General features: G+C 67.1%; 20 protein-coding genes. 11 read left to right on the forward strand and 9 right to left on the reverse strand.

Features of this window, described 5'->3' with window-relative positions; translation table 11 throughout:
* Nucleotides 1-58: 58 nt before the first annotated feature.
* The 7 genes from ABD210_RS04905 to ABD210_RS04935 form a co-directional block, all read right to left on the reverse strand.
* Nucleotides 59-394, reverse strand: a complete 336-nt coding sequence (locus ABD210_RS04905; RefSeq protein ID WP_344109226.1) for a YnfA family protein — start codon at nt 392-394, stop codon at nt 59-61.
* The gene (locus ABD210_RS04910) at nt 391-552 is read right to left on the reverse strand and encodes a hypothetical protein (RefSeq protein WP_344109228.1); all 162 of its coding nucleotides are present in this window, start codon (nt 550-552) and stop codon (nt 391-393) included. Before ABD210_RS04910 ends, ABD210_RS04905 begins: the two co-directional genes overlap by 4 nt.
* 95 nt (nt 553-647) lie before the next feature.
* Entirely contained in the window at nt 648-1034 is a 387-nt protein-coding gene (locus ABD210_RS04915) for a VOC family protein (protein ID WP_344109230.1), read from the reverse strand.
* Nucleotides 1031-1324, reverse strand: coding sequence for an ArsR/SmtB family transcription factor (locus tag ABD210_RS04920; RefSeq protein WP_344109233.1), 294 nt, complete (start codon nt 1322-1324; stop codon nt 1031-1033). The genes ABD210_RS04915 and ABD210_RS04920 overlap by 4 nt, the downstream gene beginning before the upstream one ends.
* Nucleotides 1325-1368: 44 nt before the next feature.
* The gene (locus ABD210_RS04925; RefSeq protein ID WP_344109235.1) at nt 1369-2592 is read right to left on the reverse strand and encodes an RNA polymerase sigma factor; all 1224 of its coding nucleotides are present in this window, start codon (nt 2590-2592) and stop codon (nt 1369-1371) included.
* Entirely contained in the window at nt 2589-2912 is a 324-nt protein-coding gene (locus ABD210_RS04930) for a YciI family protein (RefSeq protein ID WP_344109237.1), read from the reverse strand. The genes ABD210_RS04925 and ABD210_RS04930 overlap by 4 nt, the downstream gene beginning before the upstream one ends.
* 568 nt (nt 2913-3480) lie before the next feature.
* Entirely contained in the window at nt 3481-4377 is an 897-nt protein-coding gene (locus ABD210_RS04935) for an alpha/beta fold hydrolase (protein WP_344109239.1), read from the reverse strand.
* Nucleotides 4378-4440: 63 nt separating this feature from the next.
* Here ABD210_RS04935 and ABD210_RS04940 point away from each other — a divergent pair, with 63 nt between their 5' ends.
* The 3 genes from ABD210_RS04940 to ABD210_RS04950 all read left to right on the forward strand — a co-directional run bounded on the left by ABD210_RS04940 (nt 4441) and on the right by ABD210_RS04950 (nt 6943).
* Nucleotides 4441-5532 carry a winged helix DNA-binding domain-containing protein gene (locus tag ABD210_RS04940; protein ID WP_344109241.1) on the forward strand — a complete coding sequence of 364 codons (1092 nt, stop codon included), beginning with the start codon at nt 4441-4443 and terminating at the stop codon, nt 5530-5532.
* A gap of 70 nt (nt 5533-5602) precedes the next feature.
* Complete coding sequence (locus tag ABD210_RS04945; RefSeq protein ID WP_344109243.1) at nt 5603-6298, forward strand: hypothetical protein; 696 nt, start codon at nt 5603-5605, stop codon at nt 6296-6298.
* A 186-nt stretch (nt 6299-6484) separates the two neighbouring features.
* A complete protein-coding gene (locus ABD210_RS04950; RefSeq protein ID WP_344109245.1) occupies nt 6485-6943 on the forward strand; it encodes a hypothetical protein in 459 nt (152 codons plus the stop codon).
* 62 nt (nt 6944-7005) lie between these two features.
* Here ABD210_RS04950 and ABD210_RS04955 read toward each other — a convergent pair whose 3' ends face one another.
* Nucleotides 7006-7707 (reverse strand): helix-turn-helix transcriptional regulator, encoded by a 702-nt coding sequence (locus ABD210_RS04955; RefSeq protein ID WP_344109247.1) that lies wholly within the window; start codon nt 7705-7707, stop codon nt 7006-7008.
* An 89-nt stretch (nt 7708-7796) separates the two neighbouring features.
* Here ABD210_RS04955 and ABD210_RS04960 point away from each other — a divergent pair, with 89 nt between their 5' ends.
* From ABD210_RS04960 to ABD210_RS04980, 5 genes are all read left to right on the forward strand, one after another.
* Nucleotides 7797-8228: a hypothetical protein gene (locus tag ABD210_RS04960; protein WP_344109249.1), complete on the forward strand. Its 432-nt coding sequence runs from the start codon at nt 7797-7799 to the stop codon at nt 8226-8228.
* A gap of 335 nt (nt 8229-8563) precedes the next feature.
* Entirely contained in the window at nt 8564-9094 is a 531-nt protein-coding gene (locus ABD210_RS04965; protein WP_344109252.1) for a GNAT family N-acetyltransferase, read from the forward strand.
* A 121-nt stretch (nt 9095-9215) separates the two neighbouring features.
* Entirely contained in the window at nt 9216-9737 is a 522-nt protein-coding gene (locus ABD210_RS04970) for a hypothetical protein (RefSeq protein WP_344109254.1), read from the forward strand.
* Between the two features lie 144 nt (nt 9738-9881).
* Nucleotides 9882-10013: a hypothetical protein gene (locus ABD210_RS04975; RefSeq protein WP_344109256.1), complete on the forward strand. Its 132-nt coding sequence runs from the start codon at nt 9882-9884 to the stop codon at nt 10011-10013.
* A 1-nt stretch (nt 10014) separates the two neighbouring features.
* Nucleotides 10015-10452 carry a VOC family protein gene (locus ABD210_RS04980; protein WP_344109258.1) on the forward strand — a complete coding sequence of 146 codons (438 nt, stop codon included), beginning with the start codon at nt 10015-10017 and terminating at the stop codon, nt 10450-10452.
* Nucleotides 10453-10532: 80 nt separating this feature from the next.
* Here ABD210_RS04980 and ABD210_RS04985 read toward each other — a convergent pair whose 3' ends face one another.
* Nucleotides 10533-11279 carry a hypothetical protein gene (locus ABD210_RS04985; protein ID WP_344109261.1) on the reverse strand — a complete coding sequence of 249 codons (747 nt, stop codon included), beginning with the start codon at nt 11277-11279 and terminating at the stop codon, nt 10533-10535.
* 672 nt (nt 11280-11951) lie between these two features.
* On the opposite strand from ABD210_RS04985, the gene ABD210_RS04990 reads away from it, so the two are divergent.
* From ABD210_RS04990 to ABD210_RS05000, 3 genes are all read left to right on the forward strand, one after another.
* Nucleotides 11952-12581, forward strand: coding sequence for a sigma-70 family RNA polymerase sigma factor (locus ABD210_RS04990; protein WP_344109263.1), 630 nt, complete (start codon nt 11952-11954; stop codon nt 12579-12581).
* A 115-nt stretch (nt 12582-12696) separates the two neighbouring features.
* Nucleotides 12697-13278 (forward strand): hypothetical protein, encoded by a 582-nt coding sequence (locus ABD210_RS04995; RefSeq protein ID WP_344109265.1) that lies wholly within the window; start codon nt 12697-12699, stop codon nt 13276-13278.
* Nucleotides 13279-13543: 265 nt separating this feature from the next.
* Nucleotides 13544-14614, forward strand: a complete 1071-nt coding sequence (locus tag ABD210_RS05000; RefSeq protein WP_344109267.1) for a helix-turn-helix transcriptional regulator — start codon at nt 13544-13546, stop codon at nt 14612-14614.

Consider the following 14614-nt stretch of genomic DNA (forward strand, 5'->3'; position numbering starts at 1 on the left):
CCTTTCGTGCAGGGGTTCAACAGACGTTCAGCAGACCTTTGGCAACGACCGGCCCGCGTCAGGTGTTGCGTGGGGCAAACATGATCACGGCGACGCCGGCCAGGCAGATCGCGGCGCCGATCAGATCCCACCTGTCGGGGCGGAACCCGTCGAGCAGCACGCCCCAGGCAAGCGAACCGGCCACGAACACCCCGCCGTACGCCGCCAGGATCCGGCCGAAGTTCGGGTCGGACTGGAAGGTTGCCACGAACCCGTAGGCACCGAGCGCGATGACGCCGCTGGCGATCCACCACAGCCCGCGGTGCTCGCGCCATCCCTGCCAGACCAGCCAGGCCCCACCGATCTCGGCGATCGCCGCAAGCAGGAACAGCGCGACCGACCGAACGACGCTCACACCTGGCCCGCCTGGCTGCCGGCTGACCGCGCGAGACCGGTGAACGGGATCGCGCAGTCAGAGGTGCCCGCGCAGGTGGCGAGGTCGTCGCAGCCGGCAGACAGCGCGGCGCGCAGGGTGTCGGCTAGGACTGTGAGGTCAGCGATCTTGGCTTCCACGTCCACCAGTTTGGCGGCTCCAGCGGCCTGAAGACCTGCTCCCTCGCCGGGACAGTGCCGGTGGCGGGTGCTGTCAAGCAGCCCGCGCAGGGTCCTTACTTGCTGTGCACGATTTGGATCAGGTTGCCGCAGGTGTCGTCCAGGACCGCTGTGGTGACCTCGCCCATCTCCAGCGGCTCCTGAGTGAACAAGACCCCGAGCTCGCGGAGCCTGTTGAACTCCGCAGCCACGTCGTCCACAGCGAAGGAGGTGGCCGGGATGCCGTCCTCGACCAGCGCCTCCTTGTACGGCTTCACGGCGGGATGGCCGTCGGGCTCCAGCAGCAGTTCGGTCCCGTCGAGGTCTTCCGGTGAGACGACAGTGAGCCAACGGTGCTGGCCCAGGGGGACCTCGGTCTTCTTCACGAAGCCGAGCACGTCGGTATAGAAGCGCAGGGCCTTGTCCTGGTCATCAACGAAGACGCTGGACAGATGGATCCTCATGGGCTGCCTCCGGTTGTATCGCGCTTTAGCCACCGGGTGACGACGCGCTCAAGGGGTTCGGTGTTCAGATCGTGGAACTTGTAGCGGCCCTGACGCCGTGTACGGATCAGATCCGCGGTTTCCAGTACAGCCAAATGTTGACTGATCGCCTGGCGGGACAATCCCACACCGTGCTTGGTCATCAGCCGCGTGCAAATCTCGAACAGGGTCTGGCCGTCCCGCTCCACCAGTTCGTCGAGAATGTGCCGGCGGGTGGGGTCGGCCAGGGCCTTGAAGACATCCTCCGCCATAAGCCTCACTATAGGCAAGTAGCGACTTGCCTATCAAGGGAGGACTATCCCAGCTGGTCGCGGCGGCGTGTCAGGTAGGCGGTCTCGGCGGTGTTGCCGGCCAGTTCGATGGCTTTGTCGTACGCCGCGCGCGACTTCTGACTGCGGCCCAGCCGGCGCAGCAGGTCGGCGCGGGTCGCGTGGTAGGCGTGATAGCCGGCCAACTTGTCCTCAAGGCGGTCGACGGCTGCCAGTGCCACCTCGGGGCCGTCGAGCTCGGCGACTGCGATGGCCCGGTTGAGGGCGACGATCGGCGAGGGGTCGAGGCGGACGAGCTGCTCGTAGAGGGCGACGACCTGAGACCAGTCGGTGTCGCGTACGTCGCGGGCGAAGGTGTGCACGGCGTTGATCGCCGCGAGGATCTGGTAGCGACCCGGTGTCACGCGAGAGGCCAGGCGTTCGCGCACGAGCCGATGACCCTCGGCGATCAGCGCCGCATCCCAGGCCCCACGGTCCTGCTCGTCGAGGGTGACCAGTTCGCCGCTCGCCGAGACCCGGGCGGTGTGGCGGGCCTCGGTGAGGAGCATCAGCGCGAGCAGCCCGGCCACCTCGCCGTCGTCCGGCAGGAGGTCCCGGATCAGGCGGGTGAGCCGGATCGCCTCGGCGGTCAGGTCGTGACGTACGGGATCGGTGTCGGGGCCGGTGGCCAGGTAGCCCTCGTTGAAGACGAGAAAGAGGACGGCGAGTACGCCGGACACACGTCCCGGCAGATCGTCGGCGGACGGTATCCGATAGGGGATGCGAGCCGCCTTGATCTTGGCCTTGGCGCGGGTGATCCGCTGGCCCATGGCGGTCTCCTGCACCAGGAAGGCGCGGGCGATCTCGGGCACGGTCAGACCGCCGACCATGCGCAGCGTCAGCGCCATCCGGGCCTCCATCGCGAGCGCCGGGTGACAGCAGGTGAAGATCAGCCGGAGCCGCTCGTCGTCGATGGCACCGAGAGGCTCGGGCGGGTCGTCGTACAACACCTGAGCCTCCTTGTGCTTGTCGTCGCGCTTGTTCTCGCGCCGGATCCGGTCGATGGCCTTGTGGTTGGCGGTGGTGGTCAGCCAGGCGCCGGGGTTGGGGGGTACGCCGTCGGCCGGCCACCGCGCGACGGCGGTCGCGAACGCCTCGGCCGCCGCTTCCTCGGCGATGTCGAGGTCGCCGAAACGCCTGGTCAGGGCGGCGAGCACCCGCGCCCACTCGTCGTGGTGGGCCCGTGTGATCGCCTCCTCGACGTCGCTCACTGGAACGGCCGCACCTCGATCTTCCGGTCGCAGACCTTCGACGCCTCGGTGGCGAGCTTGAGCGCCACGTCGAGGTCGGGGGCATCCCACACCCAGACGCCGGCGAGGTACTCCTTCGACTCCACGAAAGGCCCGTCGCTGAACACCGCCTGCTCGCCCCGGTTGTCTATGACCGTGGCCGCCTCGGTGTCCGCGAGCCCGCCCGCGAAGACCCAGTAGCCCTCGGCGATCAGTCGTTCGTTGAACGCGCTGATGGCAGGCTGCCTGTCCGTGCTGCCGGGATTGCCCTTGTCATCTATCACGGAAACCAGGTACTGCATCTGAAGATCATCTCCTGTGGTTCGGGGTGCCCCTCGTGGGCGGCCGCTCACCCCTGCAACGAACAACTCTGCCCCGATCCGACACCGCCTCCCGGATTTCTTCAAGGACATTCGGCGACGTCCTTCTCGTTTCCAGTGTGGGTGGGTCTTGGCCATGCGGCTGGAACCGGTCGGGTCGTCTAGTACGACAGCCGTAGTTCGTGATGATGCCTTTCGGCAGGGGGCCGCGGAGGGCTGGGTGGGTGCGGCCCTGACCAGCGGCCCCGACCAAGAGTGGGGACCTGGGACAGGTAGTCGGGGCCTTGAACACGTTATTTCGTGTCCGCGGTCCCTGTTTGGTGTTCAAGGTCACCGCTTCGGGAGTGGGTCGAGCACTTCCTGGTACCGCTGCGGATCAGTGACGTGATCACCCGGCCCGGCGTGAACTCAGTTCCTGCTGTTGAAGTCGTCTGTTGCCTCTAGCCACGACACATCAATTTTGTGTTGGATGAGCCGGCGGTACTGGAGACAATGCACACAGCTCGACACCCGCCCCTCAGCCAGCTTGATCGTGCGTCGCCTTGCCAGGTCACCATCCATGGCGCTGCAGCCAGTCGGCCACCACGTCTGTCGCGGGGCTTGCAGGATCGCCGAAACCGCTCCGGCCGTGGTCAAGGCCGGCGAACTCAGCGACATCGATCCCGACACCGCGAAGGATGTACTGGTCCTTGAGCGAGACGCGCTGCGCATCCAGAGTGCCCCAGTACATCAACTTCGGTATTGCCATCTGGCGGAGCTCGGCGTGCCAGTTGTAGCTGTGGAACAAGTTCCAGAACGTTCGGCTGCCGACTGGGATGCGACGCTCTCGGTTCATCCGGGCAAGCCACGCGTCGGACAAGCCACGCAGCACGTTGAACCCACCGCACACCATCAGCCGTGCCCGGGGGGTTGCTTGAGCGGTCGCGCATGCCATTGCGCCACCTTGCGAGAAGCCCCAAACCGCGAACTCGGGAATGTCTTCTTGGTCGCAGACCGCGAGGATCTGCTCGTGGATACCGACTGGTGGGTAGGGGTCTGGGCGGTCGCTTCGGCCGAACCCGAGCGGCTCAATCTGCACCATCGTGTACTGGTCCGCGAGTCGCTCGAACGGTACATAGGAGCCGCGGTCCTTCTTAGGTAACACCACCGCTGGGCCGCTCCCGGTCACCGCATATCGGAGCTGGTGACCGGCAAACGTCGCAGTCTTCCAGCGCACCGCGTTCACGACACCTCCGGCGGCCGTCGAGTCACAGTCATGCCAGTTGCCCGGGATGCTACGTGAGAGCGCCGACATCGTGTCTAAGGCGAGGAATATGGTCGTCGCCGCCGCGCCGGCCAGCTCGACCTGTTCGATCTCCTCGCATCCCCCGACAAGCAACGCATCGCCTTCCCAGGCACCCACCGAACCACCCCTCCCGGCGGCAACCGCCGCTTGGCGCAACTTCATCACCGACCACCTCAGGCCCGAACTACAGGTGGGTGCGGCGGCTGAATTCTGCATGCTTAGGGCATGCAGGTGACTTGGGAGCAGGCTCTTGCCTGGCGGATGACGCGGCATTTCCTCGTACGACGTGCAGCGCCCGCCGAGCTCGTCGACGTCACGGCCCGCATCTGTGGATTGCACGCGCAGGTGCGGTCGTCGCCGGAGCTCAGCTTGTGGGCTCGGATCGACGGGCTCGACGCCGACGCCGTACGCCAGGCGTTGTGGAAACGGCGGACCTTGGTGAAGCTATGGGCCGCGCGCGGGACTCTGTATCTGCTGCCGGCCCGTGAGCTCAGCCTCTGGCTCTCCGCGCTCAGCGCGATGCCGAAATTCGGCAACACCAGCGAGCCCGACGAGCTCGCCCGCGCCGTTGACCAGGCTTTGCGAGGCCGCGAACTGACGCGGGAGGAGCTTGCCGCCGAGGTGGAACGCCGTACCGGGTCGCAGGAGCTGGCAGGCTTCGTCCGGTCGAGCTGGGGCTCCTACCTCAAGGCGGCGTCGTTTCAGGGCCTGATCTGCTTCGCTGGATCCGATGGAGCCCAGGTGCGCTTCACCAGCCCCGCGACCTGGGTCCGGACCGCCATCAACCATCGCGAACCGGAGCAGGCCGTGCGCGACATCACCCGGCGCTTCCTCACCGCGTACGGCCCCGCGACTCCTGCGGATCTCGGCCGCTGGTGGCTCGGACCGCCGGCGCCGCGCCGCACGGCGCGCATGCTTGCGAGCCTGGCCGAAGAGACGACCCAGGTGGACGTGGACGGCACCAAGGCTCTGGTTCTGACCGACGACCTCGACGAACTGCGGTCCGCCCAACCGCTGGAGGTCACCAGGCTGCTGCCGGCCTTCGATCCGTGGGTCATCGGAGCGGCGCGACACTCACCACTGATGCCTTCCGGCGACGTACGACGGATCTTTCGTCCGCAGGGCTGGGTATCACCGACGCTGCTGGTCGACGGCCGAATCGCCGGCGTCTGGCGGCACGAACGAAAGGGACAGCGCCTTGTCGTGGAGTTGGAGCCGTTCGGTCGGCTGGCAGCGCGGGCGCGACAGGGTCTTGAAGCGGAAGCCGAACGCCTCGCAGGCTTCCTCTCCGGACAGCTCGACGTGAACTGGAGCTGACCTCGCATGGATGGGCGCCCAGGGGGTACTGCGGCGTCGGCCGAGTGTGCTGATCAGGTGGTGACTGAAGATGAGTGACGAGTGGACCATCGGCGTTCCTGTCCTGTCGCGTGGACGTCACCGCAATGCCCGCAAGGGCGGCTGCTTCATGGAGTTCGCGTCGTACTTGGCCGGCCAACCGTGGTCGGACCACCCCGACTGCACCGACCCGCTGCTGGCTTTGGTCGCGCGTGAGGTCAACGACGAGACCTCCGACCGCGGCCGGACCGAGTTGGCGCCGCTGATCCCGTCAGTCATCGGGGTGACGACCGATGATCCACGACTGCCGCCGGCCCTCGTCGCCCGGTGTGTCCGATTGGTGCTGCCGGTCGTATCCCCGCAATTCCAGTGTGTTCTGGCGGTTGCCTTGTTGTCTGCCGAGCACGTCCTGGCCCAGCTCGAGCACAGGCCGCGCGGCGATATCCGGGCAGCCAGCGTGCAGGCACTGAACGAAGTACCGGTGGCTCGGAGCTGGGCGGAAGCCTTCATCGCGGATCGCACGCCATCCTGCTACTCGCGCTATGCGAGCCGTTACGCACCGCGTGCGCTTGCCGGTGCTGTTCGAGCGGTCACTGATTTCCGTACTCCGAACGCGGACCAGCTGCTACGACAGTTGTTGGTCGAGTCCATCGACGAGTGTCACCAGTGGATGCCAACCGCCGGGCCCAAGCTCAGCGGGCCGGCACAATCTCTGCAGGGAGGATCAGCGTCGGCACGGAGCTCGTGATCCTGAGCAGCGCAGGCCCACCGCAGTGGACTACCTGGTTTCAAACCGCTGGGTGTCTCAAAAGGGTGGATAGTGAGCCTTAGGTGACCGGCCGCGCTTGCCCCAGTGTCGTCCCCCCGGAGCTGGGGCAACCCCCCGGCGGGGCTGGTCACCGTGCTATCCGGTGCGCGCGACCAAGGAGGCCTGATGCAGCTCGCGAGCTACCTCGGCCTCCTCTGGGACTCGGAGGAGTCGTTGGCCAACGCGGCACAGTTGGTCGGCGCACACCACGGCGACGAACCGGAGATCGCACACCTCTGCAAGGTCCTCGGCGACCAGTCGGCCGGGCATATGAGTGCCCTGGAGCCCGTCGTCGAACGGTACGGCGAGCATGACGACCCCGAGCCTGGTCGGCTCCAAGCAGCCGAGTTCCGCGGAACCCGCGAGGGGAGCATGGGGCTGCTCCGCGATCTCCAGGACCTTCACGTGCTGGCGTCTTTCGTCGACGTCACTTGGACCGTTGTCGGCCGAGCCGCCGAAGCTCTGCATGACCACGACCTTGTGACCGTGGTCCGGACCTGCGAGACGGAGACCGCCCAGCAACTGGCCTGGCTCCGCACCCGGATCAAGGAGGTCGCCCCCAATGCCCTGACTGCGGCCGACTGACGAGAGCCGGGAGCCGGGAGTTCAATCGGCGGGTTGATCAGCAGGGCTGTGAGCCGGCCGACTCACGAGCCTGGAGCCGAGGCCGGCTCGAGGCGGACACAGCAGTGGCCGGGCTCCGGCTTGAGGTGTGCTTGCAGGCGGATGGTGCCCAGGCCGGCGAGGAGTCCGTCGAGCAGGCAGAGGTTCATCTCGCAGACCAGGTCGGTGTGCTGTTTGGCCAGCGTGTGAAAAGGGCAGTTGCCGAGGACGATTGCGTTCTTGTCAATGCGCGGCTCGAAGCCTTGTTCCTCGAGGATGCGCAGCACGACATCTGGGCCGTTCGCCTGGCCGATCGCGTCGCGGTCACCGGCGGCGAGCTCGTTTCCGAGTTCACGGGCGCGCCGGTCGAGGGCTGCTCGCGGGGACTCGCCCGACGCTTCGGCGTCCTCGATCGCTGTCGCGAGCAGGCGTCCCGCCAGGTCGTAGCGGAGTTCCGGCAAGGACACCGAGACGTGGCGCTCCGAGCGACGGTACAGCTTCATCGGGCGTCCGGCGCCGGGGCCGGACCGGCCGGTGCGGCGCTCGTACATCACCTCGAGCAGGCCCTCGTCGGCCAGCCGGTCGAGGTGGAATGCGGCGGTCGTGCGTCTCAGACCCAGAGCCGTGGCCGCCTCGTCCCGCGTTACTGGGCCCGTCTGGCGCACCACATGGTCGTACAGCCTGCGCCGCGTCGGCTCCTCCAACACGGCGACCGCCAAGATCCGGGCTTCCCGGGAGTCGTTCACGAGATCGATTCTAAAGCCAACTTCCATTGACGAAAACTCGGGAAGGCTTCTAAAGTCAAAACACATCGACTTTAGAAGGAGTGAGTGGAATGACGACTGAAGTGCCAAGCACCCGCACAGCCGGCCCAGGCGCGCTGTCGGACCCGGCGTACCAGGCCTTCCTGGCCCTCCGAACGGTCTTCACGGTGGCGCCGATCGTGTTCGGTCTGGACAAGTTCGCCAACCTGCTCACCGACTGGCCGGGCTATCTGGCCTCGTGGGTCAACGAAATCGTTCCAGGCTCCGGGCAGGACGCCATGTATGCCGTCGGGATCATCGAGATCGTGGCCGGCGTGGCTGTCGCGTTGATTCCACGATTCGGCGGGCTGCTCGTCGCGGCGTGGCTTTCGGGCATCATCGTCAACCTGCTGACGATCCCGGGCTTCTACGACGTCGCGCTGCGCGACTTCGGCCTCCTGGTCGCCGCGCTGGCGCTGTCTCGTCTCGCCGTCACCTACGCACCCGCCCGACCCGGCTCCTGAGCCTCTGTTGCCCTGGGCAAGGACATCGCCTGACCGATGACGGGAGCGAGTTCGCGGCGGACGCGGTCGTCGTGGGATCGGCGCGATCCCCAAGATCGGTCTCTCAGAACAGGCGGAGCTGAGCTGTGGGACGAAGGCATCGCGCCCGTCCAGGAACTGATCCGCAGCCGGCAACTGGTCGATCCGGATCGGCTTGCGGACACGTCGGTGCCACTGGCGTCGCATGTCATGGTCTAGCCGCGACGAACCACCCTGCCCCTGGCGGCAACCGCCAGCACATAGCGAGCGAGCCCCGGGGGCGTGGAGCACTGCATGGTCGTGCCTAGGCTCCTGCCATGGATACGCTTTTGGAGCGGGTGTTCCTCCGCCCGCTCGTCTTGTCAGATGTGGAGACGTATGCGTCCTGGGGTCTGGACCGCGCCTTCTGCGAGCACGCCGGGTGGACCGTTGACCTGCCTTTGGCCGCCCACCAGGCGCACTGGCACACGTTGGTCGCGCAGCCGAGACTGGACCATACGCGCCTCGCGGCAGTTGCCGGAGTTCAGCTGGTGGGCTACGTCGATTTCGCCGGTGACGAGCCGGATCGACGCGAGCTGGGCTACGCCATCGGACCGTCTGAGCGCTGGGGCCAAGGTCTGGGAGGGACCGTTGCACGACTAGGCGTCGAGCACGGCTTCCACCAACTGGGGTTCCGTGAGATCTGGGCTGAAGCAATAGACGCGAATCGCGCGTCAGTTCGCATCCTCACTTCTCTCGGGATGACCGAGACCGGCAGAGGCCAGGCAGAGTCGTTCCTGGGGACTGCAAGCTTCTACCGGCAGTTCTCCATCACCACGGCCGAGTGGAGACGCCAGACCACGTCCTGACGATCCGGCGAAGGCGGTGGTGCCGCTCAGGGGGAGTGCTGGGCCGCTGGTTCCTGAGGCCTCAAGTCAGGCAGCCGAAATACAGTGGCGCAGGGGTGCGGACGACGTCACTCTGGATGGCATGCAGCTCACCTTCCAGCATGATCCGCGCGGCGAGAGCCTCACGCTGATCCGGCGGGCGGACGGCGCGGTCTTCACCCTCTCGTCGTACTCGCGCAAGTGGCGCGTACCTCACGACCTCTCCCACGCCGTGACCGAACGAGAGCTCGGCATGGCCGACGGAATCTTCGGCTGCATCGCGGCAGGCGCGGTGTTCGACACCATGCGCCAGATCGAGGGCAAGAAGCGCCACGACGCCAAGGTCCGCAGTGCCCGCATTCTGAAAGCCGCGCAGAACCTCGGCTGGACGGAGGCGATCTCGGCAGTCATCCATAAAGCTGTTGAAACTCGCCGGCCGACGCCCTACGCCCAAGCCCGCGAAGCGTGGGGTATCGCCGCCCAGGATCCCTATCCCTATCTCGACGAAGACATCCGCCGGGCCACGACGACTCTGCGCGAACTGGGCGAACTATGGAGCGCCGGCTCCGAACCCCTTGAGTTCCCCTGGCCAGACAGACTGCGTGCGACCGAACCGAGGCGCTAGGCGTCTCGCCGCGCGACGCGGGAGTAGATATCGCGGCTGCGTGGTCAGCGGGTGTAGCGGCGGTCAGCAGGCTCAGGTTCGACATAGCCAAGGCGAGGGCGATCACGGACGGGATCTGTCCGCTATCTACGCAAGGCTGAAGCCGTGACCGACCAGACCTGGAATCCTTTCCGCGACCAACTCGCCCACCACTGGACCGCCCGACGACCGGCCCAGCTCGACGGCGTCCCCGACGATGAGTACATCTATCTGCACACTCATGGAAAGGAGCAGTGAGATGGCACGCGAGATCCAGGTGACGTTCGACTGCGCCGACCCGGGCGCGCTGGCACCGTTCTGGGCGGAGGCGCTCGGCTACCGGGTGCAGGAACCGCCGGGGAACTTCGACTCCTGGGACGAGGCGCTGGCGGCGATGGGCGTGCCCCCGGAACGCCGTAACGACGCGTCGGCGGTTGTGGACCCCGATGGCGCCGGCCCTCGCCTCTTCTTCCAGCAGGTGCCCGAAGGCAAGGAGACCAAGAATCGGGTGCACCTAGACGTCCGGGCGGCGCCTGGCCTCGAGGGCGAACAGCGGATGGCAGCCCTCGAGGCCGAGTGCGACCGGCTGGTGGCCCTCGGCGCCAGCCGAGTCCGCCGCTTCGAGCCCGATCCGCCTCTCGGCGCCGGCTTCATCGTGATGACCGACCCCGAGGGCAACGAGTTCTGCCTGGACTGACCTCACGGTCGCCACCCCGACACGGGAACGCTGGTGAGCCCAGCGACCCTGGCTGCTTCAGCGTCAGACCGACTGAGCTGTCACCGGAGTTCGCCCCGTTCCAATGGGTCTACGGGGATCTCGTCGGGTCGGAACCGCAGCGTGCGGAAGACAGCGGCGGCGTCTAGCTCCAGATGCTCGGGATCCAACTCTATGCCGAGCTCGTCCTCGACGTCCTCGGCGGCGCCGATGAGTACGACCTCCGCCCCGGGCTGGTCGAGGAAGCGTGGGTCGTCGACCGGAGCGAACCGTCGGCCTCTGAACCGCTCCATCAGCTCGGGCGGGTACTGCGCGCGGGCGTGCGGGGGCAGACCCCTGCCGGGTGGTGTCGCGGCTTCGGGATTTCGGATCGCCATCACGAAGCTCGCCTCGGGACGGACACCGAACGTCGCCTGGGCGGGACCGGGCTCACGTGGCAGCTCGAGTACGTACGCGAGGTGCGTATGGCCTTCGTGGTCCACGATTGCGTACCGGCCTTCACCGACCGGACGCGCCTCGGGCTCCACCCGGGTCCCGCGGGTGTTGGTCTCGTACTCCCGCCGCTCGAGGTCTTCCTTGAGCTTTTCCGGATCGTCGACCACTTCGTAGACGAACGCCCACTCGCGCTCGTGGTGGTCCGGCTCGGGGAGGCGTTTCCGGCCGACAATCACCCTCCGGTACCTTCGCTTCCGGTCGGGTTTCAGGATGAAGGAGAACCGGGCCACGTCGCCGAGCCCCCTGACCTCCTCGACCCCGACCCGAGGTTGGTAGAAGAAGAAGATCTCACCCTGCTCGAGGATTCGACTCACACCGGCTGAGTGCCCAGGAGACCGCGGACCATTCGCCGTTCTACCGCTCCTACCAGAGCGGACCGCGAACCGGCCGCGAAATACCGCAGTACCACATTTGCCGGCTGCAGGTGTCGGGCCAGTCGAAGGTCATCGATGACACGGTCGCTGCCGCCATGAAGGCAAGGGTTGCGATGACGAACAGGCCGCCTACGACCTGCGAGGCTCCCCGCGACGACGCAGCCGATGGAACAGTTGCGGCGACGGATCGCTGACACCTCTGCTCTGCGCCCCATGCGTCACCCGGATTCCTTCACCGCCGCGCACGAACTGTCAAGAAGTCTGCAGGGAGAGGCAACTCGCCGTCGCTGCCAATGTTTAGCGTTGATGCAGTAGGCCTGCCAGATATCGGCAGGCCGGGCACATCGGCGTACGGCGCTATCAGGGCTGCGCTCCGTTCGCTGACGCACTTGGGCGACGGAGCTCAAAGCGGCCGCCGTCCGCGTGGTCGCACGGCTGCTTAGGACTCGGGACCTCCGATGGCGCGAGCGTAGCCGCGCCGGACACGCTCCTTGACCGAGTCGCCGTAGGAGGACCGTGCTCGCGCCGCTGCACCAACCCGCCGCGGTGGACCAGAGCATCGATTCGTTGGGGGACATTCCGCGCCGCGGGACCGTTGAGAGGTGGAACCGAATGGCCCGGTTGAGAACCCGACAGCGCCGCCCGGTGGCGGACGAGGAGCTCATCCGTACGTTGTGCAACGAGCACGGCAACGCGATGCTCGCCTATGCCACCCGGTTGACCGGCGATCGGGCGAGTGCCGAGGACGTCATCCAGGAGGCACTGGTGCGGGCCTGGCGGCATCCCGACAGCCTGACCAACGGCAAGGGCCCGCTGCGCGGGTGGCTGCTCACGGTCGTGCGGAACATCGTCACGGACCGGGTCCGGGCGCGCAACGCCCGTCCGGCCGAAGTGGCCGAGTCGCCGGCGACCGAGCCAGTCGAACTCGACCACGCCGACCAGGTGGTGAACACGATGGTGGTTCTAGCGGCCCTGGACCAGCTTTCGCCTGAGCATCGCGTCGTGCTGGAACAGGTCTATTTGCAGGGGCGCAGCGTCACCGAGGCGGCCGAAGTGCTCGGGATCCCGCCCGGCACGGTGAAATCACGCTCCCACTACGCGCTCCGCGCACTGCGCGAGCGCTTTTCCGCCCGTCGCGTGGGGATGGAACGAGTGGTGCGAGACGGGCGTCAGCTGCGAACCGCCGGGCACCTCCCGGATGTGGGAGTGGGCCGTGGCGGAGCGCACTCCTCTACCCGCTAGCAGGAACCCCTACTGGGTGCGAGCCGCAATCTCTGTCTCCTTCTTGAACCAGGCCGTTGGATCCCCGCGTGTGGAGGGTGTGTCAACTGTTCAACACATCAAGGAGAAACCTGAGATGAAACGTATCGCCTTCGTCGTCGGCACCGCGGTGGTCGGACTGTCCACCCTGACCGCCTGCGGCGGCAGCACCAATGCCTCCTCTCCCGTCTCGCAGAACACTCCCAGTGCATCGGCGCCGGCAACCGCCAGCCCGTCAGCGCCGGCCACCACTGGCGCGGCCAACCTGTCCACGGCCACCGTGGGGAACTTTGGCAAGATAGTTGTCGACGGCACCGGTCGCACGCTGTACGTGTACGACCTGGACACCGCGAAGCCCTCGAAGTCGAACTGCAACGGCTCGTGCGCGACGGCTTGGCCACCGCTGCTGGCCGGCACCGGTACGCCGCAGGTGAGCGGGGTATCCGCCTCACTGGTGGGCACGGTGACTCGTTCGGACGGCACCAAGCAGGTCACTCTCGCCGGGTCGCCGCTCTACTACTTCGCCAACGACGCCAAGGCCGGTGACGCGAGCGGCCAGGCCGTCGGCGGGATCTGGTGGGTCGTCGGCGCGAACGGCCAGAAGATCACCACCCCGGCCTCCCCGAGCAACTCCCCGAGCAGCCCCCCGAGTAGCTCCTCCGGATACTCCGGCTACTGATTCGATGAGCCAGCTCGACCGGCTACGGCCGCCCGAGGGTCCACGGAGAAGACCTCGGTGGGGCATCGGGCCGCCGTCCGGAGCGAGCCGTCGCGCGCTGATCTGCTCGCTCTACGCCGGGGCCGGTCCGTGCCAGGTGCCGCGGCACGTCGTCACCGATCGGCCCCCGGGTTCGGCCCGGCCAGTGCATCTGACGAGATTCGAGGGCACGAGGATGGCTGACAGACCGGTCCGCGACAACCAGATCACAGTGGGCTGGTAGCGGATGCTTTCCACTACAGCTGCCGGCGGTGCTCGGGAAGCGCTGCGCAGGTTGGGCCGCAGCAGCCTCGATCCGCAAGGGTTCCTGTACGAGGTGTCGGCCCTCATCCGCCGCACGGTTCCCAACGACGTCTCCGGGTGGATGACGCTGGATCCGGACACGCTGCTCTCCAGTGGCACGCTCGTGACCCAGAAGTCGCCAGAACTCGATCGCGCCTTGTGGCGCAACGAATTGCTGCAGGACGGCGAGGTGCACAAGCTGGCTGAGCTCGCGACGCGGCGGTCGCCCGTCGCTGCGTTGAGCGAGCTCGATGCCGCGACCGCGGCGAACAGTCCGCGCGTTCAGCAGATCCTTCGCCCGGCCGGGATCGGCGACGGGTTGAGAGCCATGTTGCGTTCTGGCGGATCGACCTGGGGGCACGGCGCGATCTACCGGGAGCTCGGTGCTCGCGACTTCGACTCCGACGAACGGACGTTCCTGGCGGCGATCGCCGATGACATCGCCGAGGGCTTGCGGCGGAGTCTGTCCCGTCGACCGGAGCCCGGCGGCGCCGCAGTCGTCGTCCCGGGTGTAGTGGCCTTCGATGCTCAGGGCCGGGTCGTTTCAGCAACTGCCGAGGCGAGCCGGGTGATAGCGCTCATGCCGGGTGATGCCACCTCGACGCTTTATGCCGTAGCGATCGCGGCCGGCCTTCGCGACCGCGCGTCGGCGCGGGTGCGCCTGACCGACGGCCGGTGGCTGCTGGCCCAGGGCGGGCGAATGCACGGCGCCCCGAACGACCGCCTGTGGGTAACGCTCACGCTCGTGCAGGTCCCGCGTGCAGACCTCACCTCGCTGCTGCTTCGCCTGCACACACTCAGCGCACGTCAGCGTGAGGTGGCCGAGCTACTGATGAGCGGCCCTCGGACAGACGAGATCGCGGCGCAGCTTCACATCTCGCAGCACACCTTGCACGATCACGTGAAAGCGATCTTCGCCAAGCTCGGAGTCCAAGGCCGCGCCGAGCTGATGGCCTTGGTCACGGACTATGTCCAGCCGGACCTCTCGACCAACCTGCACAGTTCCCCCAGGTAG

This window comes from Kribbella alba (assembly GCF_039529635.1).
GTDB lineage: Bacteria > Actinomycetota > Actinomycetes > Propionibacteriales > Kribbellaceae > Kribbella > Kribbella alba.

What these genes read in the sequence shown, in the direction of transcription:
- ABD210_RS04915 (WP_344109230.1), bottom strand. Translation starts at nt 1,034, where the DNA reads ATGAGGATCCATCTGTCCAGCGTCTTCGTTGATGACCAGGACAAGGCC.
- ABD210_RS04920 (WP_344109233.1), bottom strand. Translation starts at nt 1,324, where the DNA reads ATGGCGGAGGATGTCTTCAAGGCCCTGGCCGACCCCACCCGCCGGCAC.
- ABD210_RS04930 (WP_344109237.1), bottom strand. Translation starts at nt 2,912, where the DNA reads ATGCAGTACCTGGTTTCCGTGATAGATGACAAGGGCAATCCCGGCAGC.
- ABD210_RS04935 (WP_344109239.1), bottom strand. Translation starts at nt 4,377, where the DNA reads ATGAAGTTGCGCCAAGCGGCGGTTGCCGCCGGGAGGGGTGGTTCGGTG.
- ABD210_RS04940 (WP_344109241.1), top strand. Translation starts at nt 4,441, where the DNA reads ATGCAGGTGACTTGGGAGCAGGCTCTTGCCTGGCGGATGACGCGGCAT.
- ABD210_RS04945 (WP_344109243.1), top strand. Translation starts at nt 5,603, where the DNA reads ATGAGTGACGAGTGGACCATCGGCGTTCCTGTCCTGTCGCGTGGACGT.
- ABD210_RS04950 (WP_344109245.1), top strand. Translation starts at nt 6,485, where the DNA reads ATGCAGCTCGCGAGCTACCTCGGCCTCCTCTGGGACTCGGAGGAGTCG.
- ABD210_RS04960 (WP_344109249.1), top strand. Translation starts at nt 7,797, where the DNA reads ATGACGACTGAAGTGCCAAGCACCCGCACAGCCGGCCCAGGCGCGCTG.
- ABD210_RS04965 (WP_344109252.1), top strand. Translation starts at nt 8,564, where the DNA reads ATGGATACGCTTTTGGAGCGGGTGTTCCTCCGCCCGCTCGTCTTGTCA.
- ABD210_RS04970 (WP_344109254.1), top strand. Translation starts at nt 9,216, where the DNA reads ATGCAGCTCACCTTCCAGCATGATCCGCGCGGCGAGAGCCTCACGCTG.
- ABD210_RS04980 (WP_344109258.1), top strand. Translation starts at nt 10,015, where the DNA reads ATGGCACGCGAGATCCAGGTGACGTTCGACTGCGCCGACCCGGGCGCG.
- ABD210_RS04990 (WP_344109263.1), top strand. Translation starts at nt 11,952, where the DNA reads ATGGCCCGGTTGAGAACCCGACAGCGCCGCCCGGTGGCGGACGAGGAG.
- ABD210_RS04995 (WP_344109265.1), top strand. Translation starts at nt 12,697, where the DNA reads ATGAAACGTATCGCCTTCGTCGTCGGCACCGCGGTGGTCGGACTGTCC.
- ABD210_RS05000 (WP_344109267.1), top strand. Translation starts at nt 13,544, where the DNA reads ATGCTTTCCACTACAGCTGCCGGCGGTGCTCGGGAAGCGCTGCGCAGG.